Source organism: Mesorhizobium sp. ES1-3 (assembly GCF_020164795.1).
Classification (GTDB): Bacteria; Pseudomonadota; Alphaproteobacteria; order Rhizobiales; family Rhizobiaceae; genus Mesorhizobium.
The window spans coordinates 32,663-57,886 of record NZ_JAIUGW010000033.1 but is presented as its reverse complement, the minus strand read 5'-3'; the positions used below and the strand labels follow the sequence as shown (position 1 = coordinate 57,886).

The following is a 25,224-nucleotide window of genomic DNA, read 5'->3' as shown; positions in this document are numbered from 1 at the left end:
TCGAGAAGCGACCTCAGGCGGGACTTTTCGAATCCTTCAAGGGCGACAGTGGTCATGGCGAGGCTCCGAATCATGGGACCCCCATGGAATCAGATCAGCCGCAATCCCCAAAGCGCGTTAACCCGAGTTCGCAGCCCTGCCGAAGAGTGCCGAGAGATTGCGCTGTGATAGCGAATTTGATAAAATGCTATCAACGATGTCACTATAGGTGGACTGCTATCGATGAGCGCCGTCACTATCCGCAATTTGCCAGAGGAAACGCTCCGGGCCTTGAAGGTGCGGGCCGCGCATCACGGCCGCAGCACTGAAGCCGAAATGCGTGAAATCCTGGAAACGGCCGTGCGGCCGGCCAATCGGGTCAAGCTCGGCTCGCTGCTCGCCGCCATCGGCCGCGAGGCCGGATTGTCGGATGGGGACGTCGATGCCTTGCAGCAGCTCCGCGACAAAACACCGGGCGGGCCGGTGAGATTCGAATGATCCTCATCGACACCAATGTCATTTCCGAGCCGTGGAGACCTGCACCCGATCCCCGCGTCATCGGGTGGATCGACGCCCAGGCGGTCGAAACCCTGTATCTCTCGGCTGTCACCGTAGCCGAGTTGCGTTTCGGCATCGCGGCGATGCCTGCCGGCAAGCGCCGCACGATCCTGCAGGATCGTCTCGAGCAGGACGCGTTGCCGCTGTTTGCTGGCCGCATTCTGCCCTTCGACCTCGATGCGTCGCGCGCCTATGCCAACCTCATGGTACAGGCGAGAGCCGCGGGCAAGGCGATCGGCAACGCGGACGGCTACATCGCGGCGACGGCCGTAGCGCACGGTCTCACGATCGCCACACGCGACACCGGTCCATTCGCGGCCGCCGGGTTGAACACCGTCAATCCGTGGGAAGCAGCGATATAACCGGGCGTTCCTAAGCCATAGGCAAGCAATAGATCAGAAGACCGGCCGGCGTGTCGACGCTTACTCGTGCCTTAGCGCGTCGATCGGGTCGAGCCTGGCGCCGCGCAGGGCCGGGAAGAAGCCGAACACCATGCCGATCAGCGCGGAGAAGCCGACGGCGAGCAGGATGACGGCCGGGCTCGGCGCGAAGGGTATGGTCAGGGTCATCGAGGCGAGGCCGGCCAGCGCCAGGCCAATCAGGATGCCGATGATGCCGCCGAGCAGCGACAGCACCGTCGCCTCGACCAGGAACTGGATGAGGATGTGCTTTTCATGCGCGCCGATGGCGAGCCTGATGCCGATCTCGCGGGTGCGCTCGGTGACCGACACCAGCATGATGTTCATGATGCCGATGCCGCCGACAAGCAGGCTGACGCCGGCGACCGCACCCAGCATGCCGGTCATGGTGGTGGTGGCGCTGGCCATGGCATCGGCGATCTGGGTCATGTCGCGGATGCCGAAATCGCTCTCGCGGTCGGGAGTTATGCGGCGCGCATCGCGCAAAATGTCCTCGACGCGCGGCTGCAATTCGGTGGTCGGCGTGCGGTCGTCGGCGGCGATGTAGATGTTGTCAATATCGCGGTTGCCGGCGATGCGGCGCTGATAGGCGGCGAGCGGCATCAGCACGACATTGTCCTGGTCCTGACCGAAGCCGGTATAGCCCTTGGGTTCGAGCAGGCCAACGATCTTGCAGGAGGTGCGGTTGACGCGGATGATTTCGCCCTCGGGATCGCCGGCGCCGAAGAACTGCTGGCGCACCGTCTCGCCGATCAGGCACACGCCGGTGCCCGAGCGGGTTTCGGAATCGCTGAACGGACGGCCGGACACCAGCTTCCAGTCGCGCGCGTCGAGATAGGCGCTGTCGGTGCCGGTAACGCCTGAAGTCAGGCTTTCGGTGCCGAAGATGACGCGGACCTGCTTTTGCGAGGCCGGCGAAATGGCGCGCGCGCCGGTGAGATGCGCAACCAGCGCCGCCAGGTCCTTTTCCGCCAGCGGCCGCACCGCCTGGTCGAGCCCGCCCGGACCGCCGGGACCGGCTGGGCGCCCGGCTCGCACGACCAGCAGATTGCTGCCGAGCTTGGAAATGTCGGCCTTGACCTTTTGCGTGGTGCCGGAGCCGATGGTCAGCATGGCAATGACGGCGGCGACGCCGATGACGATGCCGAGCAGCGTCAGGAACGAGCGCAGCACGTTGCGGCGGATTGAGCGGAGCGAGAGGCGGACGGTTTCCCAGATCATGGTTATGCCGTCTCCAGTTTCGCGGTGTCGGAGGCGACGTGGCCGTCGAGGAAGCGGATGGTGCGCTCGGCATATTCGGCGACATCGGCCTCGTGTGTGACCATGGCGATGGTCAGGCCAAGCTCCTTGTTCAGCTTCGTCAGCAACTCCATGATTTCATGGGTGCGTGCAGTGTCGAGATTTCCGGTCGGCTCGTCGGCGACGAGCAGCGTTGGCCTGGTGACGATGGCGCGCGCTATCGCCACGCGCTGCTGCTGGCCGCCGGAGAGCTCCGCTGGCGTGTGGTGTTCGCGGCCGACGAGGCCGACCTGGGCCAGCGCCTGCATGGCAAGGTAGCGGCGCTCGCGGGCGGCGACGCCGCGATAGATCAGCGGCAGTTCGACATTTTCGGCCGCGGTGGTGCGGGCCAGCAGGTTGTAGCCCTGGAAGACGAAGCCGACATAAAGGTTGCGCAGCATGGCGCGGCGGTTGCGGTCGAGCCGGCCGGCATCGACGCCCATGAAGGAATAGGTTCCGGCCGTCGGTGTGTCGAGGCAGCCGATGATGTTCATCGCCGTCGATTTGCCGGAACCCGACGGACCCATGATGGCGACGAATTCGCCGCGCCGGATGGCAAGGTCGACGCCGGCCAGCGCATGCACCTTGGCTTCGCCCTGGCCGTAGCTCTTCCAGACCTTGTCGAAGGTGATGAGGGGCGCGGCCACGGCCTCAGCTCCGCGACTGCGAGGCGGTGATGATCTGCGCGCCTTCCTCCAGGCCGGAGGTGATCTCGGTCAGTTCGCCATCGGTCGAGCCGATCTTGACGTTGACCGGATGCGGCCGGCCGTTCTCCAGCACATAGAGCGTGCGAGAACCATCGGTCGGTGGCTTCGCCGCCTGGCGCTGGCGGTTGGGGCGGCCCATGCGGCCGGTGAACAGGTCGCTGAGGCTCCAGCCGCGCGCGGCCTGCTGCGCCGGGCGGTAGCGGAAGGCGCCGGCGGGCACGGTGAGCACATCCTTGGCCTGCCGGGTGACCACCGAAACGGTAGCGGTCATGCCCGGGCGCAGCAGAAGTTCGCTGTTGTCGACCTCGAGCCGCGCATTGTAGGTGACGACGCCATCCGTCGTGACCGAGGCATAGGAGATGTCGCGGATTTCGGCATCGAACGGCCGGTCGGGGAAGGCGTCGACGGTGAAGCGGGCGTGCTGGCCTGACTTGACCGCGCCGATGTCGGCTTCGTCGACCGCCGCCACCAGCTCCATGTTCCTCAAATCCGCGGCGATGATAAACAGCACCGGCGCCTGCAGCGAAGAGGCTACCGTCTGGCCGGGGTCGACCGAACGGGTCAGCACGATGCCATCGATCGGCGCGTAGATGGTGCTGTTGGCCAGGTCGGTCTGCTGCGATTTCAGGTCGGCATTGGCGATGGCCAGATTGGCCGCGGCGCTGTCGAGCGCCGCCCTGGAGCGGTCGCGCGTCGCGGTCGCCGCCTCGAGCGACTGGTCGGTGGCCATGCCGCGCTTGGTCAACGCGGCCGCGCGGACAAGCGCGCTTTCGTTCTCGGCCAGCGTTACCTTGGCGTCCTCGACATTGGCAGCCGCGGCTTTCGCGGACGCTTCGGCTCGTTCGATCTGGACCTGCAGCTTGGCGGTGTCGAGCGCCGCCAGCACGTCGCCCTTCTTCACCTGCTGGTTCTCATTGACCGCGACCGAGCGTATGATGCCGGAGAGCTGGCTTGATATGTCGACTTGGGTGAGCGGCTGCAGCGTGCCCGTCGCCGACACCTGGACGGTAAGGTCGGCCTTGGCCGCCGGCACTGTCGTGTAGTCTATCCTGGTCGGCGTGCCGGCGTACCATTGATAGCCCGCAAAAGCCGCGACGAGGACGACCAGCGCCAGCAACGCATAGAGCCAGCCACGCCGGCGCGTCTTGCGCAGACCTTGTCTGTCGAGTCCAAGCGCCGTCTCGATGGCGGAATCCGATTCCGTCTTTGGCAGATTGACAATCTGGTCCACGTCGGACCCCTGTGATGCGTAATGTCCCTATCTGTGCACAGATCAGGCTTACCGGTTCAAATATCAAATTAAATTTCGCCCATGTTGGGATTGAGGCAGGAATGCAAACCCGGAATTACTTGCTTTACGATGTGTTTACGACCCAGCGACTGGCCGGCAACCCGCTGGCGGTGGTGTTGGATTGCAAAGGTCTGGACACCGCCGCGATGCAGGCCATCGCGCGCGAGTTCAACCTGTCCGAATCGGTATTCGTGCTGCCGCCTGATAACCCAAAGCACCGAAACCGCATCCGCATCTTCACGCCCGACTATGAAATGCCATTCGCGGGCCACCCGACGGTGGGCTCGGCTATCGCGCTGGCGGAACTGGCCGGTGAGGGTGGAGCCGGCATCTTCGTGCTGGAAGAAAACATCGGTCCGGTGCGTTGCGCGGTCAGCAAGCACGATGGCGCCACCTTCGCCGAATTCGACCTGGCGAAACTGCCGGAGCCGTTGAAGCTCGATGCCGATCCGGAGGCGGTCGGGGCGGCGCTTGGCCTGGCGCCGCACGAGATCGGCTTCGAGAATCACCGTGTCGCCTTCTGGTCGGCGGGCGTGCCCTATGTGACCATTCCGGTCGCCAACCTCGAGGCGGCGGGCCGGATCAGGCTGGACAACCAGGCGTGGTCGGAACTGGCACCGCGCAAGACCGAATGGGCCTTCGCCAGTCCGTACGTCTATTGCCGCGAGACGGTGAATCACGAAAGCGCTTTTCATGTGCGCATGATCGTGCCCGGCACGCCGTCCTATGAGGACCCGGCGACGGGCTCCGCTGCGGCCGCTTTCGCCGGCGCCATCATGCATTTCGACGGCCCGACGGACGGGGTTTCGCAGCTATGGATCGAGCAGGGACTGGAGATGGGGCGGCCATCGCGCATCCGCCTCGAACTGACCGTACAGGGTGGAAAACTGGCGTCCGCGCGCATTGGGGGCAATGCGATCAAGGTGGCGGAAGGCAAGCTTTTCGTTTGACCGGGAGAGGCCTCGGTCGATTTGTCGGGAAATGATTCCAGCAGGGCTGGACAGGATCGGCATCGGCGGCTATATGGCCGCCAACGCCGGTTTTTGCCGGCCGAGTGGGTGCGTAGCTCAGTTGGTAGAGCAGCTGACTCTTAATCAGCGGGTCCACAGTTCAATCCTGTGCGCACCCACCAAATTCTAACAAAATCAATTTGTTGGACGAGGTGAGGGACCCTGGTGGATGCAGGCGGAAGTCCGTGTCCGCTCTATGTCCAGATATTTTGAGCCAGCACCGAAATTGCATACTGGATCTAGATGCGCGTCATGCCGTTCTCCCGGCTGCCAAAATGTCGCGCTGGCGGCGGCCGATCTGTGCTTGGCCCTTGGTTTGATCCACGGCCCACTTCGATGATTCCCACTAGTGCGCGAATAAACTCAACCATATCGTTTGCGGTGATGGCTGCCTTGTCGGGGTTTTGCCCGATGTGCTCGGCGGCTTCGCAACATGAGCGGCGGATGAGATCGTAGTGTGTATCCCTTTCGTCCTCCGGCAACGCCGCCAACTTCATGGCTCGGTTATAAATCAACCGCAGCAATAGTTCGAGAGCTGCTCCGACACTCATGCGTTTGCTCCGCATTGGTCGAGCGTCCCGGCGCCTGAGGGCGCGCGTTTGGAACGTCCGATGAGGAGGTGTTTCCCGTCCCCGTATGCAAGGCTGCATCACAGCCGTTAATATATTCTTTCTTGCTAATGTAAGTTCGCCGGAGCCTGCAGAAGGGCCGAGCGGCGCCCGGCGCTTCTTCTTGCGGTCGAAATTTCAGTAGGCCCGAGCCAGGACATCGCGAGCCCCCCTCGGGGGCATCCGAAAATTTATGAGGATTTGTACACAAGGCGTCCGCGCATGGGCGCATCATATCGCGAGGATGTCGGGCAACGCCGCACTGCCCGTGCGTTGGGCCCATGACGCAAAACGAGATCGCTGGCTATATGGACAAGGCTGGACCGTCCTTCGGTTCATGGGTACCGAAACTCACGAGAATTTGGATCGTTGTCTCGACGAAATATGTACGTTGGTCGGCGTTGAGCGCTTGAACAGGCCTCAGCGGGGCTGCAGGTGCCTTACTGCGCCGGTTTGCCGATGCTGGCCTTGAACTTGACCTTCATGGCGATCTGCCCGGTCACTGTCATCTGCGATCCCGCAGCACCTCCCATGCCGCGATCCCTGGCGTTGACGTTCGTGGTCACGCTGGTGACCTCGCATGTGTCGGCAACGGTATCGAGCACCATGGCGCAGCTGCCGGCCGCGACCTTGTAGAATGAACGCAGCGCGGTTTGCTGCTGCGCCGCGACATCCTCGTCGTCCTTGACGGGAAGGGTCATGGTCAGACTGGATTGGATTTTGGCCAGCCCGTCGTCGCCGGCGCGCCGGAAGCGGCCATTCTCATCGACATACTGCGAAAAAGCCGGCGCAACAGTGCCGCAAAGCAGCGCAATGATAGTTATCGCCTTCAAATACATCGTCTGATCTCCACATGAGATTTACTGGTCTCATGAAACAATCAAAACGGCGTTATTATTTTGGCTCAATCACGTTGAAAGTTTGACGGATTACTTCTCCGACACTCCCGCCTCGGCAAAGCTCGCCATTCTCGCATGGCACTCCAGCGCCGAGCGCACGATGTTGACGGCCAGGCAGGCGCCGGAGCCTTCGCCGAGCCGCATGCCGAGATCGAGCAGCGGCCGCAGGGCGAGCGCTTCGAGCAGGCCGCGATGGCCCGATTCGGCGGAGACGTGTGCGGCGATCGTATGAGCAAGGCCGGTCGGGTGCAGTTTCGCCAGCGGTGCGGCGGCGGCGGTGCAGACGAAGCCATCGAGCAGCACGGGTATGCCCAGATGCCGCGCGGCGAGCGTGGCGCCGAAGATAGCGGCGAGTTCGCGCCCGCCAAGGGAGGCTGCGATCGCCAGCGGATCGGCAAGGGCTGCGGCGTGGCGCTTTAGGCCGGCTTCGATGGCGACCACCTTGCGCTTCAGGCCGGCATCGTCGACGCCGGTGCCGCGCCCGGTCCATTTTTCGGCACCGCCGCCGAACAGGGCAGCCGAAATGGCGGCGGCCGGCGTGGTGTTGCCGATGCCCATTTCGCCAAAGCAGACGAGGTCGATGTCTTTGGTCACCGCGTCATGGCCTGCGGACACTGCGGCGAGAAAAGCTTTCTCGTCCATCGCGGATGTCTGCGTGAAGTCGCCGGTCGGATGGTCGAGGTCGAGCGGGATGACGTCGAGCTCGGCGCCGGCGATGCGGGCGAGCTGGTTGATGGCGGCACCTCCGCCGGCAAAATTGGCCACCATCTGCACGGTGACTTCCGAAGGGTAGGCCGACACGCCTTGCGCGGTGACGCCGTGGTTGCCGGCGAAGACGAAGACTTTCACGCGGTCGAGCTTCGGCATGTCACGGCCTTGCCAGCGCGCCAGCCAGGCGGCGATCGATTCGAGCCGGCCGAGGCTGCCTTGCGGCTTGGTCAGTGTATCCTGGCGGCGGGCAACGGCATTGGCCGCGGCCTCGCTGCCGGCTGGCAGGTCGAGACAGGCTGCGCGCAGTTCATCGAGGGATTTGAAGGGCATGGGGGCAAGGTCTCCAGAAGGGAATCAGGTCGAGGGGGTCAGGAAAGAGCTACGGAAGCGACGAGAAGCACTACGATTTCGCTCAATTGCTGCAAGGCGCCAACCGTGTCGCCGGTCTGGCCATCGATCTGGTTGAGGCAAAGGGCGTGGAAGGCAGCAAACAGCAGGCCAAGGAGGATGAGCGCGGCGATGGCGCCGCCGGGGCCAAGCAGGAGCAGCGGAATAGCGCCGATCACGGCGCCGGCAATTGCCATTTCGAGCGAGACGGCGCCGGCCCCGGCCGACAGGCCGTCGGACCGCGCCGCCGGCAAGAGATGCATGAACGCGCCGAGCACGCCGCGCGAAGCCGCATGCGCCGCCGCCAGAGCGAAGAGGGCTTGCGTGGGATCGGGGAGTTCCGAAAGCGTGCTCCAGCGGATCAGCAGTGACAGCGCCAGCGCCATGGCCCCATAGGCGCCGATGCGGCTGTCACGCATGATCTCGAGCTTGCGTCCGCGCGACTTGCCGCCACCGAAGCCGTCGGCGACGTCGGAGAGCCCATCCTCGTGCAGGCAGCCTGTGGTGAGCACGGTTGCAACAAGGGCAAGCGCCGCCGACGGTCCTATGGCAAGGCCAAAGCGTTCCGCCGTGGCAAAGACGATGGCGCCGATCAAGCCGACGACGAGGCCGGCAATAGGAGCGGCCCAGATCGCGGCGGAGAGGCTGCGGCCACGAAAATCGAACACGGGCAGCGGCAGGCGCGTGAAGAAGACCAGGCAAAGGGCGATGTCGTCGAGGACTTGCCGAGGTGACAGGGTGATTCTTCGGAACTTCATGGTTCTAGGCCCGCGCGATGGCGTGGAAGAAGGTGCCGCTGACATGGCCACGCCGGTAGCCGGATGCGCCGAGCGGATTGCCCTGGCCGTCGGCGAGGTCTGCAAGCGGCTCGTCATTGCCGGTCGCCGTCATCTGCGCATAGTGGAATTCGTGCCCCCGGATCAGCGCGCCTTGCGGCCCCAGCGGACAGTCGGTGCGCAGCCGTGCCTCGCGATAGCCGAGGTTCATCTTGCGTCTGGCGAAGCTGGTGGAATGGCCGAGCAGGCCGAGCATGCGATGCGTTTCGCCGGAAGCATCCTCCAGCACTTCACCAAGCACCATGAAGCCACCGCACTCGCCATGGATCGGCTTTGTCGTGGCGAAACGTGCCATTCCCGCGTGGAAATTCGTGGCAGCTGCGAGTTTGCCGGCGTGAAGCTCGGGATAGCCACCGGACAGCCAGCAGACATCGCAATCCTCGTCGGGCGCTTCATCTGCGAGCGGCGAGAACGGAACGATCTCCGCGCCGGCCTTGCGCCAACAGGCGGCGACATGCGGGTAGAGGAAGGTGAAAGCGGCATCCTCGGCCAGCGCGATGCGCTGACCAGGCGGCCGCAGCGCGTCGGCGAAGTCGCCAACCGCCGGGGCGAGGGGTGCTGCCAGCGCCATGACAGCGTCGAGGTCGAGCGACTTCTCGGCCATGTCGGCGAGCCGGTCGAGATGCGCCATCAGGTCATCATATTCGCCGGCCTGGACGAGGCCGAGATGGCGTTCGGGCAAATTGAGCGAGGGGTCGCGCAAAATAGCGCCGACGACGGGCAGGCCGATCGCCTCGATGGCGTTGCCGGAGAGCCGCCGGTGGCGCTCGCTGCCCAGCCGGTTCAGCACGACGCCCGCCATGCGCACATCCGGATCGTAAGTCGCAAAACCCTTGGCGACGGCCGCCGCCGTGGTCGACTGGCCGGACACGTCGAGCACCAGCAGCACCGGCAGGCCGTAAAGCCGGGCGAGATCGGCGGCGGAACCGGTGTGCCCCGGCGAGGCCGGGATGCCGTCGAACAAGCCCATGGCGCTTTCGAGGATGACGAAGTCGGTATCGTCGGCTGCCTGTGCGGCCAGCGCATTGAGCAGCGACGGCGACATCGCCCAACTGTCGAGGTTGACGCCGGATAGCCCGGTGGCGGCGGTGTGGAAGCCGGGGTCGATGTAGTCCGGGCCGGATTTGGCGCCACGAACCTTCAGGCCGCGCCGCGTGAGCGCGCGCAGGATGCCGATGGTGACGCTTGTCTTGCCCGAACCGGAGCGCGGCGCGCCGATGATGATCGCGCGCGCCGTCATGCCTGCGCCGCCAATGCCGCGCGCATGGCGACGATGCCGCCGACGACGATCAATGCCGGCGAGGCGAGCCCGGCGGCCGCCGCTGCCTCGGCAATGGTGGCGAGCGTGGCGACGACGGTTCGCTCCTTTGGGGTGGTCGCAGCAACGATTACGGCCGCCGGCGTCGACGGCGCCAGTCCGCCGTCGAGCAGGGCGGCTGCTATCAGCGGCAGATTGGCCATGCCCATATAGACCACCACGGGCTGGCCGGTGCGGGCGATGGCCGCCCAGTCGATGTCGTCGTCGGTGCCTGCGGCGTGGCCGGTCGCAAGAATGACAGCCTTGTTGATGCCGCGCATGGTGGCCGGGATGCCGGTGGCCGCCAGCGCGCTGAGGCCCGATGTCAGGCCCGGCAGCACGCGAAACGCGATGTTTTCGCGCGCCAGCGCCAGCGCCTCTTCGCCGCCACGGCCAAAAATATAGGGGTCGCCGCCCTTCAGCCTGACGACGCGGCGGCCTTCACGCGCCAGCCGTACCAGCAGAGCGGTGATGTCGTCCTGCTTCATCGAGGGCTGGCCGCCGCGTTTTCCCGCAAAGAAAAGCTCAGCGTTCGCGGCCACTGCCACGACATCAGGCGAGACCAGCGCGTCGTAGACCAGCGCATCCGCTTCGGCCAGCGCCGCCAGCACCTCCAGGGTCAGGCAGCCCGGATCGCCGGGGCCGGCGCCGGCCAACCAGACATGACCCGGCTCAAGCGGACGCGGCTTGAAGTTCAGCCGCGCGAGCGCCTGTTCGAGCGTGGCGTTTTCGCCTTTATTTCCAGTGCTGCCGCTCACAATCCGTCCCGTCCGCGAAAACGCCGCTGATAATGGGCGTCATACAATGAACTCTCGCCAAAGCCTTCCGCCGCCAGCGAGCGACCGACGAAGATGAGCGCCGTACGCTCCATCGGATCGGCGGCCAATAGCGCCTCGATGGTCTCCAACGTGCCGGTCAGCACCCGCTCGTCCGGCCAGGAGGCGCGGAAGACGATCGCGACCGGGCAATCGCCGCCATAGTGCGGCGTCAGTTCGGCGACGACACGGTCGATGGCGTGGATGGCAAGGTGAATGGCCAGCGTGGCGCCGGTGCGACCGAAGCCGGCCAGCGTTTCGCCGGGCGGCATTTTCGAAGCACGTCCCGAAACACGGGTCAGCACCAGGCTCTGCGCGACTTCGGGAATGGTCAGCTCGCGGCGAAGTGCGGCGGCGGCGGCCGCGAAGGAGGGGACGCCCGGCGTCAGCGTGTAGGGGATGCCATGCTTTTCCAGCCGGCGGATCTGCTCGGCGACGGCGCTCCACACCGACAGGTCGCCGGAGTGCAGGCGCGCAACGTCATGGCCGACTTTGTGGGCGGCCACATATTCAGCCTCGATCTCGTCCAGTGACATCGGGGCGGTGTCGATCAATCTTGTTCCCGGCGCGCAATGCTGCAGCAATTCCGGCGCGACGATGGAGCCGGCGTGGAGGCAGACCGGGCAACGCGCCAGGAGCCTTGCGCCGCGCAGCGTGATGAGGTCGGCGGCACCTGGGCCGGCGCCGATGAAATGGACGGTCATGGCGCGTCTCCGCTGATGGCGATGGCGCAGGTGACCGCGCCGAGCACGGTGCGCGGGCCAAGCAGGCTGCCGCCCTTGCCGGCGACGGCAAGGGCCGAGGCTTCCGAAACCGATGGCGTGCCGGCGAGGTCCCGCGAGAGGCTGCAGTTGCTGAGCGTCCGCGGCGAGGCGGCCTCAAGGGTCGCCTCGTCGACGATGATGACGGGAAGGTTCAGCTTGCGACCAGCGGCGGCGATCGCGTCTTCATCCTTTTTGAGCGCCGCAGTGGCCAGTGCCGAAAGAGCCGACATCGCCAGGCCCTGCGCTTCGAGCGCGGTTTCTATCGCCGCGAGCACCTCCTGGACGGTGACGCTCTTTCGGCTGCCGATGCCCGCGACCATCATGGCTTTACCCAGCTCCATTGCGTGACAGGCATGGCCGGCCGCCATGCCTGCATGGAGCCGACCGGCGAAGCGCGGGAGATGGCGATGCGTGTGAGATCGCCGCCGCGCTTTGTGTGCTGGGCGAGGAGCAGGGCTTCCATTTCCAGCGTCACCGCGTTGGCGACAAGACGGCCGCCGGCGCGCAAAGCCTTGATGGCGGCGTTCAAGACGCCGGCGTCGCTGCCGCCACCGCCGATGAAGATGGCATCGGGCGTCTCCAGTTTTACAAGCGCCTTGGGCGCGCTGCCTTCCACGATGACGAGGCCGGGAACGCCGCAGGCAACGGCGTTGTGGCCGATGCGGGCGGCGCGGGCCGGATCGGCCTCGATGGCGATGGCGCGCATCGAGGGGTGGGCGAGCATCCATTCGATGCCGACGGAGCCTGAGCCGGCGCCGACGTCCCACAGCAATTCGCCGCGCCTCGGCGCCAGCGCCGACAGGGTCACGGCGCGGATTTCACGCTTGGTGATCTGGCCGTCATGCTCGAACAGATGATCGGCAAGGCCTGATGTGAGCGGCAGCACGCGGCCTTGCGGAGCTGAATCAATTTCGATGGCCAGCACATTGAGCGGATTGACGTTTTCGATGTCGAAGGCGTCGGCGCGAACCGAACGCAATGTCTCCTTCGGTCCGCCCAATGCCTCCAGGACCGTCAGCCGCGAAGCGCCGAAATCGAGTTCGGTGAGCAGGCGCCCAATTGCAGCAGGTGCATCGCCGTCCGATGTCAGCGCCAGGATGCGTGCGTTGGGCTGCAGCAGCGGGCGGATCAGGTCGATCGGGTGACCGTGCAGCGAGATGATCTCGATGTCCTGCAGCGCCCAGCCAAGACGGGCGGCGGCCAGCGAAATGGCTGACGGCGCTGGGATGACATCCATATCGCGCGGGTTGACCTTGCGGGCGAGGGTGGCGCCGACCCCGTGGAAGAACGGATCGCCGGAGGCGAGCACGCAGACGTTTCTGCCGGCAAGCGCCAGGACATCGGCCATCCCGACATCGAACGGAACCGGCCAGGGGGATGGCTTGCCCCTGGCGAAGGAAGCGACGAGCGCCAAGTGCCGCTTGCCGCCGAAGATGAACTCCGCCTCGGCGATCCGCCGCTTGGCCTCGTCGCCGAGACCCGCTAAACCGTCCTCGCCGATACCGACGATGGTGAGCCATTTTGGCGTTGGCTGATTTTTTGACATGTCGCGCCGCCCCTCATCCGCCTGCCGGCACCTTCTCCCCGTATGGTGACGGGGAGAAGGGAGAAGCTTCGGCGCCGACGCCTCCCTCTTCCCGTTCTTCACGGGGAGAGGGTAAGGGTGAGGGGCAGCGCCGACGATGTTTAGCATGGTGCCCATGAAGAAGATTCTGATCCTCGGCGGCACAACAGAAGCGCGCCAATTGGCCGGAAAACTGGCGGAGGATTTCCTCGTCACCCTTTCGCTGGCCGGCCGCACGGAAAGCCCCGTCGCGCAGGGCGTGCCGGTGCGAAGTGGAGGGTTCGGCGGCGCCGATGGTCTGGCTGCTTATCTCGGGGAGACAGGCACTGGTCTGCTGATCGATGCCACGCATCCCTACGCGGCACGGATATCCGCCAATGCGGCAATGGCCGCGCGCAAGACCGGCGTCCCGATCCTTGCCTTGCGGCGCCCGGGGTGGGAGGCCGTCCAAGGCGACCGCTGGCTTGAGGTCGACAGCGTTGCCGACGCGGCACGGGCGCTTGGCGATGTGCCGCGCCGCGTTTTCCTGGCGCTTGGCCGACAGGAGGTCGCCGCCTTCGAGGTAGCGCCCCAGCACCACTATCTCATCCGCAGCGTCGATCCGGTCGAACCGAAGCTGGTTGTGCCCGACGCCGACTATCTGCTGGCGCGCGGACCGTTTGGCGAGACCGACGAGCGCGTGCTGCTCGAAAAGCATCGCATCGATGTCGTGGTGTCGAAGAACAGCGGCGGCGCGGCGACATACGGGAAGATTGCCGCGGCGCGGACGCTCGGCCTCGAGGTGATCATGGTGCGCAGGCCCGATCTGCCGGACGTGCCTTCGGCTGAAACCGTCGAAGCGTTGGCCGCGATGGTGCCTCATTTTGTCGAGCCCGATGCCGAGCGAGGCGTGTAGACCAGCGCCGGCTTGTCGCAGCGCTTGATGATCCGGGTTTCCGGCGAGCCGATGATGATGCAGGTCGCCATGTCGGCCTTTTCTGCGTCGACATCGGCCAGCAGATAGACCTCGATGCGCTCGTCCGGGCGGCCGGCGGCGCGGCCGAAGATCACCGGCGTCGTGCCGGGCAGGATGGCGGTCAGGCATTCGAAGGCGCGGCCAAGCTGCCAGGGGCGCGCCTTGCTGATCGGGTTGTAGAGCGCGATGACGAAGCCGGCGCCAGCCGCCGCCAGCAGGCGCAGCTCGATCAGATCCCATGGCTTCAGATTGTCGGACAGCGAGATGGCACAAAAATCGTGGCCGAGCGGCGCGCCGATGCGGGCGGCGACCGCGAGCATGGCGGTGACGCCAGGCACGACAGCGACATCGACCGCACGCCATTCGGCCGGACCGGCCTCGATCGCCTCGCAGACCGCCGCGGCCATGGCAAACACGCCGGGATCGCCGCCGGACACCACGGCGACGTTGTGGCCCTCGGTGGCCTTGGTCAGGGCATCCTTGGAACGGGCGAGTTCCTCACGGTTGTCGGAAGCGACGCGGGTCTGGTCCGGGCGCAGCTCGAGCCGGTCGAGATAAGGCTTGTAGCCGTAGAAGAATTTTGCCTCGGCGATAGCGTGGCTGGCTTGCGGCGTGACCTGGTCGGCATTGCCGGGTCCGAGACCGATGACAGTGAGACGGCCGCTCATGCCTGCGCTCCAGCCACGCCAGGCCTGCCGGACCAGCCGGCGACCAGCACGATGGCGAAATAGGGCGCCTTGTCGTCCGGCTTGTCGGCAAGCCGCATCGAGACGCTGCCGGCCATCGTGCCGCGCTCGACATAGACTGCGCGCGTCAGCTTGCCGGTCGCTTCCAGCGCGCGCCTGATCTTGGGCAGGTTGCGGCCGACCTTCATGATGACGGCGGCATCGGTGTCTGCGAGACGGCGGGTCAATTCAAACTCGCTCATCGTGCCGGGCAGTACGGTTAGCACGTCGTCACCCTGGACGATCGGCACACCGGTCTGCGACCAGCAGCCGGACATGGCGGTGACGCCGGGGATGACTTCGGTCGGGAAACGATGGGCGAGGCGCACATGCAGATGCATGTAGGAGCCATAGAACAACGGATCGCCTTCGGACAGCACGGCAACCATCTTGCCGGCGTCGAGGTGCTCGGCGACCCTGTCTGCCGACTCCTCGTAGAACCCTGATATCTGCGAGCGGTAATCGTCGTGATCCTTGTCGATCTCGGTGGTCACGGGATAGAGCAGCGGCAGTTCCACCATGTCGGGCCGGAAGCGCGCCTCGACGATGGCGCGCGCATTGCTGTTGTTGCCGCGTTTCGCGAAATAGGCCACGACATCGGCTTCGGCCAAGGTCCGCGCGGCCTTCAGCGTCAACAATTCGGGGTCGCCGGGACCGGTGCCGACGCCGACGAGACGGCCTTTGGAGAGCGCGTTCACAGGCCCGGCCTCGCTAGCGAATTGAGCGCGGCGGCGGTCATGGCGCTGCCGCCAAGCCTGCCGCGCACGATGGCGTAGGGCACGCCATAGGAATTCTCGGCCAGCGCATCCTTGGATTCGGCGGCGCCGACGAAACCGACCGGCATGCCGATGATCGCGGCTGGCTTGGGCGCGCCGTCGCGCAGCTTCTCGAGGAGATAGAACAGCGCGGTTGGCGCGTTGCCGATGGCGACGACCGAACCGGCCATGCGCTCGCCCCACAGGTCGATCGCGGCGGCCGAGCGGGTATTGCCGATCTCCCTGGCGATGTCGTGCGTGCGCGGGTCGCGCAAGGTGCAGATCACCTCGTTGCCGGCCGGCAGCCGGGCTCGGGTGACGCCATGCGAGACCATTTCAGCGTCGCAGAAGATCGGCGCGCCGGCCGCCAAAGCGGTGCGGGCGGCGGTGACGAAATCGTTGGAGAAAACGAAATGACTTGCTGCCTCGACCTGGCCGCAGGCATGGATCATGCGGATGGCGACGTCGGCCTCGGCCTCCGAGAAGCGCGAGAGATCGGCCTCGGCGCGAATAATGGCGAAGGAGCGCTCGTAGATCGCCGTGCCGTCGTGGATGTAGTCGTAGGCGGCCATGCTCATTCCTGTTTGTAGGTCTCGGCGATGCCGGCCGTGCCCAGCCTTGTCAGGCAAGCGGCGGCGGCTTCGCCTTGAAATCGTGCGCTGCGGATCATCGCCGCGACGCGGCTGATGCCGCGCGCGGCGTCATAGCCCGGCCTGTAGCCGGCAGGAAGAGCCTTTGCCGTCGCGTTCACGACAAGTCCGGCTCCGTTTTCGTCGCCGACAATTGTGAGTGCTGCCGGGCCCGGATGTGCGCAGCCTTTTGCGCAGCCGGAAATGTGCAGGGTGAAGTCGAGGGTCTCGGCGTTTTCGGCGGCGATCGCCTCGGCGATGTCACGGGTCGCGATCCGGCCGGACGCGCAGGCCGGCGCGCCGGGGCAAGCCGCGACGCGCGTGCGGGGGTCGGTGGGGGCGATGACGAAGCCGAGGTCGGCGGCGGTTTGCTGTAGAGGTTGACTGGTGTCCGCCGGCTGACCGAGGAACAGCAGGGCGCGGCCCGGGGCGAGGCGGATTTCGGTTGCGCCGAGGGCGAGAGCTTTTTGCGCGAGGGCGACGATTTTGTCCGCTGGCATGCTGCCGTAGGGGAGGCCAATGCCGAGGGCGTGGCCGTTGTTCAGGTTGAAGAGGCCGATCGCCAGGCGACTATGCTCTACGGCGCCCCCCTCCGGCATGACAGAGGGGGGCGCCGTAGAGTGCCAGCTTGCAAGAGACGCCAATTGCCGCCCCGACAAATCCCGTGTGTGCGCCTCGCGGCCTTTCTCGGCAACCATCCGCAGCGCCGCGACGGCAATGTCGCGCGCCGCATCTTCATCCGCGACAGTGAGCGACCTCGCGGTCTGCCCATCACCCGCGACGGACACAAGCCAACGGCTGGCTATATCGGACCGCACCACTTTCAACCTGACATCGGCCGCCACGCCGTCCAGCGTCAGTTGCCCGCCGCCGTCGACGATCACCGCAACCTTCGGCCCCAACCTTGTTGCCAGCCCGGCTTCTTCAACGGCCATCCGAATGCGCCCAGCCATTAGCCTCGGATCGGCGATCTCCTGCGGGTCAATGCCGGCCAGCGGGCCGGTCTCGACCGGTACGCCGGTGCGCACCACGATGCCCAATACATCGACCTCCGCTGCCAGCAACGCAACGCTTTCCGTTGTCAGGCCGCGGATTTGCAGGCTGCCGCGCGCCGTCACCTCCATGATGCCGTTGCCGTACCGCAAGGCGGATTCGGCCAGCTCGATCAAGAGCTTCGGCGATAGGCCTTCGGCGACGGGGTTGAGCCGCACCAGCAGGCCGTCGCCTGTCTGCATCGGCGCCGACAAGGCAGGGCAGGCGCCACGGCGCGAGAAGGCGTTCATGCCGCGACCCCGAGCGCGTTGGCCTCGGCAATCAGCGCGGCGAGATCGTCGTCGATGGAATTGCGCAAGGGATGCCAGAGCCCGCGCCGGCGCGCCGATAGGAAACGCTCGGCGATGACTTTGGCGGCGGCGGGATTTTCGCGCAGGATGAAGGCGCGGACTTCCGCGTCGCCGAGATAGGCATCATGCACCGCCTCGATCAGCGCGCCTGAAATGGCGTGGGTGGTCTCGGCGAAGCCGACCAGCCGGTCGACGGTTTCGGCGAATTCGGAGGCGCCGCGCGGACCGTGGCGCATCTGCCCTGATATGAAGCGGGCGTTGACGGCACGGGCGCGCACCACGCGTGACACCGCCTCGCCAACCGATCGCGGTTTCGGCTTCCGCGGATCCGTGGTGTCGAGCACGATGACGTCGGCGTTCCTGCCGAGTGTGGCCAAGGCCGCCGAAAAGCCGCCGATGAAGGCGACGTCGGCGGAGCCTTCGAGAATGTCGCGGCCGGGGTCGTCGCCGGTGTGGACGAGAAGGTCGGCCTCGGCGATGCGGCCTTCAAACGCTCCGGGTGCCGAGACGCCTTCGCCGCCGGCGCCGCCATAGGCATGCGAGGTGGCGTCGAGATAGGCGCGGCCGATCTCTTCGCGCGCTGCCCAGTCGCCGCTGGACAAAATCTCTTCGACGCCGGCGCCGTAAGTGCCGGGCGACGTGCCGAAGATGCGCGGGCTGGCCTTGCCGTCGGCTCGGGTCCTGGCGGCGAGCGGGTTTTCCGAATCGTCCTCGTCGCGCGCGGCAACGGCGTTGGCGGCGGCGTCGATCAGTGCGATCTGGGTCGGGAACATGTCGCGGAACAGGCCTGATATGCGCCAGGTGACGTCGACGCGCGGGCGGCCGAGCGTAGCCGGCGGCAGCACCTCGATGCCGGTGATGCGGCCGGTGGCAGCATCCCATTGCGGCCGGCAGCCCATCAGCGCCAGGCCTTGCGCAATCTCCTCGCCGCCGGTGCGCAGCGAGGCCGAGCCCCAGAGATCGATGACCAAGGAGCGGGGCCAGTCGCCATGCGATTGCATGTAGCCGCGCACCACTTCCTCGGCAGCCACCTCGCCGAGATCATAGGCGGTCGGCGTCGGCATGGTGCGCGGGTCCGAGGTGAACAGGTTACGGCCTGTCGGCAGCACGTCGGAGCGGCCGCGCGCGGGCGCGCCGGCCGGGCCAGCCTTGACGTGGCGGCCATCGAGCGCGGCGAGCAGCGCGGCCTTCTCGGCTTCCGCGCTTTGCCTGCGCATGGGGTCCGGCTCGTCGTCTGGGACATGGCCGTAGACATGCAGCCCGTCCTTGATGGCGAAATCCTTGAGGTCGCAGAGCCAGGCGTCGATGCGGCGCAGCGCTTCATCGGGCGCATCGGTCGCGGCGACGCCGGCTTCGGAGGCGAGACCGGTCTTTTGCGCGGTTTCGACGATCAACCTGGCGAGGCGGTCGCGGCGGCGGCGGTCGAGGCCGTCGGCCTGGGCATATTCGTCGACCAGCCGCTCGAGCTGGTGCTGGCCCTCGTCCAGTCCGGCGCCCGTCAGCGGCGGCGGCAGATGGCCAAGGGTGACGGCAGCGATCCGCCGCTTGGCCTGTGCCGCCTCGCCGGGGTTGGAGACGATGAAGGGATAGATGACGGGCAGGGAGCCGGTCACGATCTCGGGAAAACAGGCTTGCGAGAGCGCAACCGTCTTGCCGGGCAGCCATTCCAGCGTGCCGTGGGCGCCGACATGGATCAAGGCATGGACGCCGAGCGATCTGCGCAGCCATAGGCCGAAGGCGATCAAAGCGTGGCGCGGAGGCAGCGTCGGATCGTGGTAGTCGGCGCGGCGGTCGGCGGAACGGCCGCGGTCGGGGGCGAGTGCGACCGTGATGTTGCCGAAATGCGCGGCGCGGAAGGGGAAGCTGGCGACGGCTGGCGCTTGAGCGCCCCCCTCTGTCCTGCCGGACATCTCCCCCGCAAGGGGGGAGATTGCGCTGTCGTCACGGCTTTCGCCAACTGCCAACATTGCAGAAGGAGCGACGGCCCCGAAACTGCCGATCTCCCCCCTTGCGGGGGAGATGTCCGGCAGGACAGAGGGGGGTGCTTCGCGAAGACCTGTCTCCCGATCTGCTCTGCCCCAAGCAGCCTCTACTGAGGCGATTGCATCTGCTGGCAGTTCTTTCGAGAGATGCAAATAGTCCGCCAAGCCAAGTCGGTGATCACTTTTTTCCAGCAAATCCAGCAATTCACGCGGCGTTTGTGGAATCCCTTCAACGGCATAGCACTGTTCGCTCAAGTCGTGCAGCATGGCGATCACGCTGGACGGAACATCGAGCCCGACCGCATAGCCGGTTCGGCCGGGGGCGCTGGGGTAATCGGGGATCAGGATCGCGAGCTTGCGTTCGGCGCGCGGGGTCTCTTGCAAACGGATGAAGGCCGCTACGCGCTTAGCCACTTGCTCCACACGATCCGCTTGCGGCTGGTTGGCCAACGCACGGTGGCCTAGCGCCGGGTCGACATCACTCTCGCCCTTGAAGGAAATGGCGCCGGCAAGGATGCGGCCATCGAGTTCGGGCAGCACGACATGCATGGCAAGGTCGGCGGGTGCCAGCCCGCGCTGGTTGTTTTCCCAGACGTCGCGGCGTGTGGTGGCGACGATGACCTGGAAGACAGGCACGCCGGCGCGGTCGAACAGGGTTTCCACGCCGGCCTCGGCGCCGGACGCGAAAGCGGTCGCGGTGATGATGGCGGCCGGTTTCAGCGATGCGACGGCATTTTCGGCGAATGCCAGGGACAGCGGATCCTTGAGACTGGAAACAAAGATCGGGACCGGTGCCAGTCCCTGGGAGCGCAAAGCCTCGGCCAGCGCATCGATCGGGGCGACATCGGCCGCGAGCAGCATCGATCGGTAGAAGAGAATCGGGATGATAGGGGCGCTGACATTTGAAAGGTCCGGCTTCTCTGCGACCCCCATTCCAAACTGATAGTAACCGGCCTTCGGCACGCTGACCGGACTGGCGACGGATGTATCCTGTCCGGCCAGGCCCGCCAGCCTGTGCACCAGCGCGTTCATATTGGCCGGGCCGCCCTCGCGGAAATAGCCGAGCAGGCCGTCGAGTTCGGCGCGGGGCAGCGTCGAGGCTTCGATCAGCCTGAAATCCTCGTCATGGCTTTCACCGGGAAGCAGCGCCAGTCTTATGCCGCGTTCGCGGGCAATTGCCGCCAGTTGGTCGCAGCCATAGCGCCACCAGTCGTAACCGCCGAGGATACGCACCAGGACGACCTTGGCGTGGCGGGCGACGCTGTCAACCCAGAGGTCGACCGACATGGGATGGCGCAGGTCGCGCAGTGCCGCCAGCCGCATCGAGGGCAGGCGATCGGCGTCGGCCTTCCATGCCGCCGCCAGTCCGGCGAGGTCGCTGTCGGTGAACGACAGGGCCACGATATCCGCCGGCGCCTGCCTGAGATCGACAGGCTCGGCGAGATCGTCGAGCGAGGCGGAGGTCGTGGTGAGGATGTGCATCGCGGCCTGTGCCTGAAAATCAGCCGGCGAGGATACGTTCGATCGCCGGACGGTTCAGCCCCTTGAGGCCGATGACGACCAGGCGCGAACGGCGGTCGTCCTCGGCGCTCCAGGCGCGGTCATAGTAATGATTGACGCGCGGGCCGACGGCCTGCAGCAGGAGCCGCATCGGTTTGCCGCCGACTTCGACGAAGCCTTTCACCCGCAGCACGTTTTCCTGTTCGGCGGCCGCGGCGACGCGCTTTGCCAGCTCGTCGGGATTGGCGATCGAGGGAATGTCGACGATGAACGTGTCGAAGTCGTCATGCTCGTGGTCGAACGCGCCGTCATGATGGGATTTGCGGTTCTCGATATCGTCCTCGACGGCGAGACCGAGGCCGAGCAGCACCGAGGGATCGACCTTGCCATGAGACGTCGGCACGATCTTCACGGCGCGGGCTGAGTGTTCGCCGATGATGCTGTTGGCGCGGGCCGAGCCGTCGGCGTCCATCAGGTCGCTCTTCGACAGGATGATCAGATCGGCGCAGGCGATCTGATCCTCGAACACCTCCTCGACCGGATCATCATGGTCGAGGCTTTCATCCCCGGCGCGCTGTGCCTGCAGGGCTTCCATGTCGTTGGCAACCCGGCCTTCGGCAAGTGCGGGACCGTCGACCACGGCGATGACGCCATCGACGGTCACCCGGCTCTTCACTGTCGGCCACTGGAAAGCCTGGACCAGCGGCTTGGGCAGAGCGAGGCCCGAGGTTTCGATCAGGATATGGTCGACCTTCGGCGTCAGGGACAGGATCTGGTCGAGCGCCGGCACGAAATCGTCGGCGACGGTGCAGCAGATGCAGCCATTGGCCAGCTCGACGATGTTTTCCTCGGGGCAGGTATCGATGCCGCAGCCCTTGAGGATTTCGCCGTCGATGCCGATGTCGCCGAACTCGTTGACGATGATCGCGATACGCTTACCGCCAGCGTTTTCCAGGAGATGGCGGACAAGGGTCGTCTTGCCGGCGCCGAGGAAGCCGGTGACGACGGTGCAGGGAACGCGGGAAACGGATGCGGTCATATCAGTCTTTCAGTATGTCGAGGGGAGGGATGCGGGCAACGAGGCCGCGTTTGAGGCTATCGGGCCGGCCCCGCCAGGGAATGAGGCCGTCGCTGGATGTGGCGAAGAGTTTCGCGCCGGTGACGAGATCGGCGCCGCTGGTCGGGGTCAGATCGCCAAACACATAGCTCCAGCATCCGTCGCGCAGGATCGCGGCGCTCAGCCGGCGCTTGCAATTGCCGAGGCATTCGACGGTGCGGATGCGGATGTTGTCGCCCGAGGCGGCTTGGCGCGTATCTTCAGCCAAGAGTTCGCCGGCCCGGGGATGAGCATCGGAGCCGGTCTCGTCGCGACAGGAGGCGCAGACGATGACAGTGATGCCGGCCAGGTCTTCATCCCCGCCGGACGAAATGTCCGTTGTTTCAGCCGAAAAACTGCTGTCGCGATCCAAATCAGGCTCCTTGCCCGGAAAACCCGCCGGGCGATCGGATACTTGCATTCCAGACGGCAGGTCTCCTGGCTCGCGGGTCATCGCCTTGGGTAGCCGCCTTCCCGGGACAATCCCAGTGGCTTTCGGCCTTGGCTCTTCGCTCACAGTTGCGGGGACAGCCGCGGATTTGGGATTTTCAATCCCGCACCGCATTCCCTCTTGGCTCCTCCCTTTGCCGAGAGGAGACCGTCTGGATTGGATTTAGGCTCTTGCGGGCAGTGGTGTCAACGCGAGCTTACGACACCGCGATGTCGGACAGCGCCGGGCCCAGGTCGCCGGCGGGCGTCACTTCGATGCGTTCGAGGCCAAGCCAGCCCTGCATCTGCTTCAATTCCTCGGAGAGCTGAGCGGCGGTTTCGGGCGGTGCGCCGGGCTCGGCGTAGGCGGCATGGACACGCAGGACACTTGCCGGCCGGTCGGCCTTGAGGTCGACGCGCGCCACGATCCTGTCGCCGAGCAGGAAGGGCAGGACATAGTAGCCATATTGGCGCTTGTCGGCCGGGGTGTAGATCTCGATGCGGTAGCGGAAATCGAACAGCCGCTCGCTGCGCGAGCGCTCGAAGACGACCGGATCGAACGGCGCCAGCAGGGCGCGGGCCTCGATCTTGCGTGGCAAGCGCGCGTCCCTATGAAGGTAAGCCGGCTTGTCCCAGCCCTCGACACGGACCGGCAGCAACTCGCCGGTCTCGACCAGTTCCTCCAGGCGGCCTTTCATGTCGGCGGGGGAGAGTCGAAAATAATCGCGCAGGTCGCCCGATGTCGCCACGCCATGGGCGCGGGCGGAGATGCGCAGCAATTCGCGATGTGCATCCTCGGCGGTCGGTACCGGCAGGTCGAGGATCGCCTGCGGCAGCACGCGCTCCGGCAGGTCGTAGAAGCGCTCGAAGCCGCGCCGGTGCGCGGTGGTGATGCGCCCGGCCCAGAACAGCCATTCGAAGGCGTGCTTGGCGTGGCTCCAGCCCCACCAGCCGCCGGAGCCTTTCTGGCCTTCCAGCGCGGAAGCGGCGATCGGGCCGCGTGCCACGACCTCGCGGTAGATCTCTTCTATATAGGGGGCGTGCTCGCGGCCCCATTTGGCCAGCCCCAGATACATTTCATCGCCTTGCTCGGCGCGCTGCATGCGCCAGCGCATCAGCGGGTAGGTCTCGACGGGCAGGAACGAGGCCTCGTGCGCCCAGTATTCGAACACAGTGCGCTTTCGCGTCACGGCGGCATTGTCGAGCAAAGCGAGGGGATAGGGGCCAAGACGCGAATAGAGGGGCATGTAATGGGCGCGAACCACCGCACTGACGGAATCGATCTGCAGCAGGCCGGTGCGAGACAGAACGCGGGCGAAGTGGCGGCGGTCGGGCGTGCCGGCGGGGCGGGGATCGAGAAATCCCTGAGCGGCGAGCGCGATGCGCCGGGCGGCGGCAAGCGAGATCTTTTCCTTCATGCGGATGCGTCTCTGGTGGACCTGTCTGGCGTTGCGGGGTGATTCCTGTCCATGCTAGCAGGGTTTTGGCGGCAACCTTGTCAGGAGAGAAAAGTGGAGTAAAAGACGAAGGAAATCAAACAGGAGCGTATGGGACCAGTTTCTCCCGGATTGCCGTCCAGCTCGGTGTTTTGAACAAGGTTTGACTTGCTTCGCTGGAAGTGCTGCGCTAACCCTCGCCGCGTTGCAGCATAGGCTCCTTAAAACGGTTCAGCGGTTAATCTGTCACGCTTCCGCAATAAGGTCCGGTGCTGTAATCAACGTGGATTGGCGCCAACGGAAAGCCGCTGCATGAACGCACTCCTCAGTTCGTACCTGCCCATCGTCCTGTTTATCGGCGTGGCGCTGGTGGTCGGCCTGGCGCTGCTCGCGGCGCCGTTCCTGGTAGCCTACCGCAACCCGGATCCCGAGAAGCTGTCCGCCTATGAATGCGGATTCAACTCGTTCGACGACGCCCGCATGAAGTTCGACATCCGTTTCTACCTGGTGTCGATCCTGTTCATCATCTTCGATCTCGAAGTAGCCTTCCTGTTTCCCTGGGCGGTGTCCTTCTCGAAGATCGGCATGCTCGGTTTCTGGTCGATGATGGTGTTTTTGGCAGTGCTGACAATCGGCTTTGCCTATGAATGGAAAAAAGGAGCGCTGGAATGGGATTGAACGACAGTTCAGGCACCCTCGTCGCGCCGAAGCCCAAGGGTATCATCGATCCCAATACCGGCAAGCCGGTGGGGCAGGACGATCCCTTCTTCCTCGAAATCAACAACGAGCTTGCCGACAAGGGTTTTCTGGTCACCTCGACCGAGGCGCTGATCACCTGGGCGCGCAGCGGCTCGCTGATGTTCATGACCTTCGGCCTGGCGTGCTGCGCGGTCGAGATGATCCACACCTCGATGCCGCGCTACGATTCGGAGCGGTTCGGCGTCGCGCCGCGCGCGTCTCCGCGCCAGTCCGACATCATGATCGTGGCCGGCACGCTAACCAACAAGATGGCGCCGGCGCTGCGCAAGGTCTACGACCAGATGCCGGAGCCGCGCTACGTCATCTCGATGGGCTCCTGCGCCAATGGCGGCGGCTATTATCATTATTCCTATTCGGTGGTGCGTGGCTGCGACCGCGTCGTGCCCGTCGACATCTATGTGCCCGGCTGCCCGCCGAGCGCCGAAGCCCTGCTCTACGGCATTCTTCTCCTGCAGAAGAAGATCCGCCGCACCGGCACGATCGAACGGTAAA

General features: G+C 65.6%; 27 protein-coding genes, 1 tRNA gene and 1 riboswitch. Of the genes, 8 read left to right on the top strand and 20 right to left on the bottom strand.

From position 1 onward, the window contains the following. Positions 1-222: 222 nt before the first annotated feature. Together LB536_RS28920 and LB536_RS28915 are read left to right on the top strand one after the other, a co-directional pair. A complete protein-coding gene (locus LB536_RS28920; RefSeq protein ID WP_140812687.1) occupies positions 223-477 on the top strand; it encodes a FitA-like ribbon-helix-helix domain-containing protein in 255 nt (84 codons plus the stop codon). Continuing rightward, positions 474-899 carry a type II toxin-antitoxin system VapC family toxin gene (locus LB536_RS28915; protein ID WP_140758059.1) on the top strand — a complete coding sequence of 142 codons (426 nt, stop codon included), beginning with the start codon at positions 474-476 and terminating at the stop codon, positions 897-899. The genes LB536_RS28920 and LB536_RS28915 overlap by 4 nt, the downstream gene beginning before the upstream one ends. A 60-nt stretch (positions 900-959) precedes the next feature. Here the strand turns inward: LB536_RS28915 and LB536_RS28910 are convergent, their stop codons facing one another. From LB536_RS28910 to LB536_RS28900, 3 genes are read right to left on the bottom strand one after another with little or no spacing between them, the layout of a single operon-like run. Then, complete coding sequence (locus LB536_RS28910; RefSeq protein WP_140812688.1) at positions 960-2,177, bottom strand: ABC transporter permease; 1,218 nt, start codon at positions 2,175-2,177, stop codon at positions 960-962. A 2-nt stretch (positions 2,178-2,179) separates the two neighbouring features. Further along, complete coding sequence (locus tag LB536_RS28905) at positions 2,180-2,881, bottom strand: ABC transporter ATP-binding protein (RefSeq protein ID WP_224598503.1); 702 nt, start codon at positions 2,879-2,881, stop codon at positions 2,180-2,182. Between the two features lie 4 nt (positions 2,882-2,885). Then, the gene (locus tag LB536_RS28900) at positions 2,886-4,172 is read right to left on the bottom strand and encodes an efflux RND transporter periplasmic adaptor subunit (protein ID WP_224598501.1); all 1,287 of its coding nucleotides are present in this window, start codon (positions 4,170-4,172) and stop codon (positions 2,886-2,888) included. Positions 4,173-4,273: 101 nt separating this feature from the next. Between LB536_RS28900 and LB536_RS28895 the strand changes: the two genes are divergently transcribed. Together LB536_RS28895 and LB536_RS28890 are read left to right on the top strand one after the other, a co-directional pair. Continuing rightward, positions 4,274-5,182 (top strand): PhzF family phenazine biosynthesis protein, encoded by a 909-nt coding sequence (locus LB536_RS28895; RefSeq protein ID WP_140758055.1) that lies wholly within the window; start codon positions 4,274-4,276, stop codon positions 5,180-5,182. 106 nt (positions 5,183-5,288) lie between these two features. After that, a tRNA-Lys gene (locus tag LB536_RS28890) sits at positions 5,289-5,364 on the top strand. Positions 5,365-5,481: 117 nt separating this feature from the next. On the opposite strand, the gene LB536_RS28885 is transcribed toward LB536_RS28890, so the two are convergent. Further along, positions 5,482-5,793: a hypothetical protein gene (locus tag LB536_RS28885; protein ID WP_140758054.1), complete on the bottom strand. Its 312-nt coding sequence runs from the start codon at positions 5,791-5,793 to the stop codon at positions 5,482-5,484. A gap of 250 nt (positions 5,794-6,043) precedes the next feature. On the opposite strand from LB536_RS28885, the gene LB536_RS31400 reads away from it, so the two are divergent. Beyond that, entirely contained in the window at positions 6,044-6,322 is a 279-nt protein-coding gene (locus LB536_RS31400; protein WP_411966604.1) for a DUF559 domain-containing protein, read from the top strand. On the opposite strand, the gene LB536_RS28875 is transcribed toward LB536_RS31400, so the two are convergent. From LB536_RS28875 to cbiE, 8 genes are all read right to left on the bottom strand, one after another. Continuing rightward, on the bottom strand, positions 6,291-6,689 hold the full coding sequence (locus LB536_RS28875) for a hypothetical protein (protein WP_224598497.1): 399 nt from the start codon (positions 6,687-6,689) through the stop codon (positions 6,291-6,293). The two genes, LB536_RS31400 and LB536_RS28875, sit on opposite strands and share 32 nt — an antisense overlap. Before the next feature lie 90 nt (positions 6,690-6,779). Next, the gene (cobT, locus tag LB536_RS28870; RefSeq protein WP_224598495.1) at positions 6,780-7,790 is read right to left on the bottom strand and encodes a nicotinate-nucleotide--dimethylbenzimidazole phosphoribosyltransferase; all 1,011 of its coding nucleotides are present in this window, start codon (positions 7,788-7,790) and stop codon (positions 6,780-6,782) included. Positions 7,791-7,828: 38 nt separating this feature from the next. Beyond that, positions 7,829-8,605, bottom strand: a complete 777-nt coding sequence (gene cobS, locus LB536_RS28865) for an adenosylcobinamide-GDP ribazoletransferase (RefSeq protein WP_140758050.1) — start codon at positions 8,603-8,605, stop codon at positions 7,829-7,831. A gap of 4 nt (positions 8,606-8,609) precedes the next feature. Continuing rightward, the gene (locus tag LB536_RS28860; RefSeq protein WP_224598492.1) at positions 8,610-9,923 is read right to left on the bottom strand and encodes a cobyrinate a,c-diamide synthase; all 1,314 of its coding nucleotides are present in this window, start codon (positions 9,921-9,923) and stop codon (positions 8,610-8,612) included. Further along, positions 9,920-10,738, bottom strand: coding sequence for a uroporphyrinogen-III C-methyltransferase (gene cobA, locus LB536_RS28855; RefSeq protein ID WP_224598490.1), 819 nt, complete (start codon positions 10,736-10,738; stop codon positions 9,920-9,922). Before cobA ends, LB536_RS28860 begins: the two co-directional genes overlap by 4 nt. Next, the gene (gene cobM / locus LB536_RS28850; RefSeq protein WP_224598488.1) at positions 10,735-11,499 is read right to left on the bottom strand and encodes a precorrin-4 C(11)-methyltransferase; all 765 of its coding nucleotides are present in this window, start codon (positions 11,497-11,499) and stop codon (positions 10,735-10,737) included. Before cobM ends, cobA begins: the two co-directional genes overlap by 4 nt. Further along, entirely contained in the window at positions 11,496-11,882 is a 387-nt protein-coding gene (locus tag LB536_RS28845; protein ID WP_224598486.1) for a cobalamin biosynthesis protein, read from the bottom strand. Before LB536_RS28845 ends, cobM begins: the two co-directional genes overlap by 4 nt. Then, positions 11,879-13,105 (bottom strand): precorrin-6y C5,15-methyltransferase (decarboxylating) subunit CbiE, encoded by a 1,227-nt coding sequence (cbiE, locus tag LB536_RS28840; RefSeq protein ID WP_224598484.1) that lies wholly within the window; start codon positions 13,103-13,105, stop codon positions 11,879-11,881. Before cbiE ends, LB536_RS28845 begins: the two co-directional genes overlap by 4 nt. 154 nt (positions 13,106-13,259) lie before the next feature. On the opposite strand from cbiE, the gene LB536_RS28835 reads away from it, so the two are divergent. Continuing rightward, positions 13,260-14,018, top strand: coding sequence for a cobalt-precorrin-6A reductase (locus LB536_RS28835; protein WP_224598482.1), 759 nt, complete (start codon positions 13,260-13,262; stop codon positions 14,016-14,018). On the opposite strand, the gene LB536_RS28830 is transcribed toward LB536_RS28835, so the two are convergent. From LB536_RS28830 to LB536_RS28795, 8 genes are all read right to left on the bottom strand, one after another. Further along, entirely contained in the window at positions 13,982-14,746 is a 765-nt protein-coding gene (locus LB536_RS28830) for a precorrin-3B C(17)-methyltransferase (protein ID WP_224598480.1), read from the bottom strand. The genes LB536_RS28835 and LB536_RS28830 overlap by 37 nt on opposite strands. Next, the gene (locus tag LB536_RS28825; protein WP_224598479.1) at positions 14,743-15,501 is read right to left on the bottom strand and encodes a precorrin-2 C(20)-methyltransferase; all 759 of its coding nucleotides are present in this window, start codon (positions 15,499-15,501) and stop codon (positions 14,743-14,745) included. Before LB536_RS28825 ends, LB536_RS28830 begins: the two co-directional genes overlap by 4 nt. After that, complete coding sequence (locus LB536_RS28820) at positions 15,498-16,130, bottom strand: precorrin-8X methylmutase (protein WP_140758040.1); 633 nt, start codon at positions 16,128-16,130, stop codon at positions 15,498-15,500. Before LB536_RS28820 ends, LB536_RS28825 begins: the two co-directional genes overlap by 4 nt. A 2-nt stretch (positions 16,131-16,132) precedes the next feature. Further along, positions 16,133-17,470, bottom strand: a complete 1,338-nt coding sequence (cobG, locus tag LB536_RS28815) for a precorrin-3B synthase (RefSeq protein WP_224598477.1) — start codon at positions 17,468-17,470, stop codon at positions 16,133-16,135. Continuing rightward, positions 17,467-20,994: a cobaltochelatase subunit CobN gene (locus LB536_RS28810; RefSeq protein WP_224598475.1), complete on the bottom strand. Its 3,528-nt coding sequence runs from the start codon at positions 20,992-20,994 to the stop codon at positions 17,467-17,469. The genes cobG and LB536_RS28810 overlap by 4 nt, the downstream gene beginning before the upstream one ends. 19 nt (positions 20,995-21,013) lie before the next feature. Further along, a complete protein-coding gene (cobW, locus tag LB536_RS28805) occupies positions 21,014-22,051 on the bottom strand; it encodes a cobalamin biosynthesis protein CobW (protein WP_224598474.1) in 1,038 nt (345 codons plus the stop codon). A 1-nt stretch (position 22,052) separates the two neighbouring features. Next, the gene (locus tag LB536_RS28800; RefSeq protein WP_224598473.1) at positions 22,053-22,481 is read right to left on the bottom strand and encodes a DUF1636 family protein; all 429 of its coding nucleotides are present in this window, start codon (positions 22,479-22,481) and stop codon (positions 22,053-22,055) included. Between the two features lie 37 nt (positions 22,482-22,518). After that, positions 22,519-22,726, bottom strand: a riboswitch (cobalamin riboswitch). A 29-nt stretch (positions 22,727-22,755) separates the two neighbouring features. Then, positions 22,756-23,955 (bottom strand): winged helix-turn-helix domain-containing protein, encoded by a 1,200-nt coding sequence (locus LB536_RS28795; RefSeq protein WP_224598472.1) that lies wholly within the window; start codon positions 23,953-23,955, stop codon positions 22,756-22,758. Between the two features lie 330 nt (positions 23,956-24,285). Here LB536_RS28795 and LB536_RS28790 point away from each other — a divergent pair, with 330 nt between their 5' ends. Beyond that, on the top strand, positions 24,286-24,651 hold the full coding sequence (locus tag LB536_RS28790; protein ID WP_010910112.1) for an NADH-quinone oxidoreductase subunit A: 366 nt from the start codon (positions 24,286-24,288) through the stop codon (positions 24,649-24,651). Further along, entirely contained in the window at positions 24,642-25,223 is a 582-nt protein-coding gene (locus LB536_RS28785; protein ID WP_013894808.1) for a NuoB/complex I 20 kDa subunit family protein, read from the top strand. The genes LB536_RS28790 and LB536_RS28785 overlap by 10 nt, the downstream gene beginning before the upstream one ends. Position 25,224 lies beyond the last annotated feature (1 nt).

Excerpts from the sequence above, each read along its gene's own strand:
- LB536_RS28835 (WP_224598482.1), top strand. The coding sequence starts at position 13,260 with ATGAAGAAGATTCTGATCCTCGGCGGCACAACAGAAGCGCGCCAATTG.
- cobW (WP_224598474.1), bottom strand. The coding sequence starts at position 22,051 with ATGACCGCATCCGTTTCCCGCGTTCCCTGCACCGTCGTCACCGGCTTC.
- cbiE (WP_224598484.1), bottom strand. The coding sequence starts at position 13,105 with ATGTCAAAAAATCAGCCAACGCCAAAATGGCTCACCATCGTCGGTATC.
- LB536_RS28795 (WP_224598472.1), bottom strand. The coding sequence starts at position 23,955 with ATGAAGGAAAAGATCTCGCTTGCCGCCGCCCGGCGCATCGCGCTCGCC.
- LB536_RS31400 (WP_411966604.1), top strand. The coding sequence starts at position 6,044 with ATGAGGATTTGTACACAAGGCGTCCGCGCATGGGCGCATCATATCGCG.
- LB536_RS28830 (WP_224598480.1), bottom strand. The coding sequence starts at position 14,746 with ATGAGCGGCCGTCTCACTGTCATCGGTCTCGGACCCGGCAATGCCGAC.
- LB536_RS28820 (WP_140758040.1), bottom strand. The coding sequence starts at position 16,130 with ATGGCCGCCTACGACTACATCCACGACGGCACGGCGATCTACGAGCGC.
- cobM (WP_224598488.1), bottom strand. The coding sequence starts at position 11,499 with ATGACCGTCCATTTCATCGGCGCCGGCCCAGGTGCCGCCGACCTCATC.
- LB536_RS28875 (WP_224598497.1), bottom strand. The coding sequence starts at position 6,689 with ATGTATTTGAAGGCGATAACTATCATTGCGCTGCTTTGCGGCACTGTT.
- cobS (WP_140758050.1), bottom strand. The coding sequence starts at position 8,605 with ATGAAGTTCCGAAGAATCACCCTGTCACCTCGGCAAGTCCTCGACGAC.
- LB536_RS28860 (WP_224598492.1), bottom strand. The coding sequence starts at position 9,923 with ATGACGGCGCGCGCGATCATCATCGGCGCGCCGCGCTCCGGTTCGGGC.
- LB536_RS28915 (WP_140758059.1), top strand. The coding sequence starts at position 474 with ATGATCCTCATCGACACCAATGTCATTTCCGAGCCGTGGAGACCTGCA.
- cobG (WP_224598477.1), bottom strand. The coding sequence starts at position 17,470 with ATGAACGCCTTCTCGCGCCGTGGCGCCTGCCCTGCCTTGTCGGCGCCG.
- LB536_RS28845 (WP_224598486.1), bottom strand. The coding sequence starts at position 11,882 with ATGATGGTCGCGGGCATCGGCAGCCGAAAGAGCGTCACCGTCCAGGAG.
- cobT (WP_224598495.1), bottom strand. The coding sequence starts at position 7,790 with ATGCCCTTCAAATCCCTCGATGAACTGCGCGCAGCCTGTCTCGACCTG.
- LB536_RS28885 (WP_140758054.1), bottom strand. The coding sequence starts at position 5,793 with ATGAGTGTCGGAGCAGCTCTCGAACTATTGCTGCGGTTGATTTATAAC.
- LB536_RS28920 (WP_140812687.1), top strand. The coding sequence starts at position 223 with ATGAGCGCCGTCACTATCCGCAATTTGCCAGAGGAAACGCTCCGGGCC.
- LB536_RS28790 (WP_010910112.1), top strand. The coding sequence starts at position 24,286 with ATGAACGCACTCCTCAGTTCGTACCTGCCCATCGTCCTGTTTATCGGC.
- LB536_RS28785 (WP_013894808.1), top strand. The coding sequence starts at position 24,642 with ATGGGATTGAACGACAGTTCAGGCACCCTCGTCGCGCCGAAGCCCAAG.
- LB536_RS28895 (WP_140758055.1), top strand. The coding sequence starts at position 4,274 with ATGCAAACCCGGAATTACTTGCTTTACGATGTGTTTACGACCCAGCGA.
- LB536_RS28910 (WP_140812688.1), bottom strand. The coding sequence starts at position 2,177 with ATGATCTGGGAAACCGTCCGCCTCTCGCTCCGCTCAATCCGCCGCAAC.
- LB536_RS28810 (WP_224598475.1), bottom strand. The coding sequence starts at position 20,994 with ATGCACATCCTCACCACGACCTCCGCCTCGCTCGACGATCTCGCCGAG.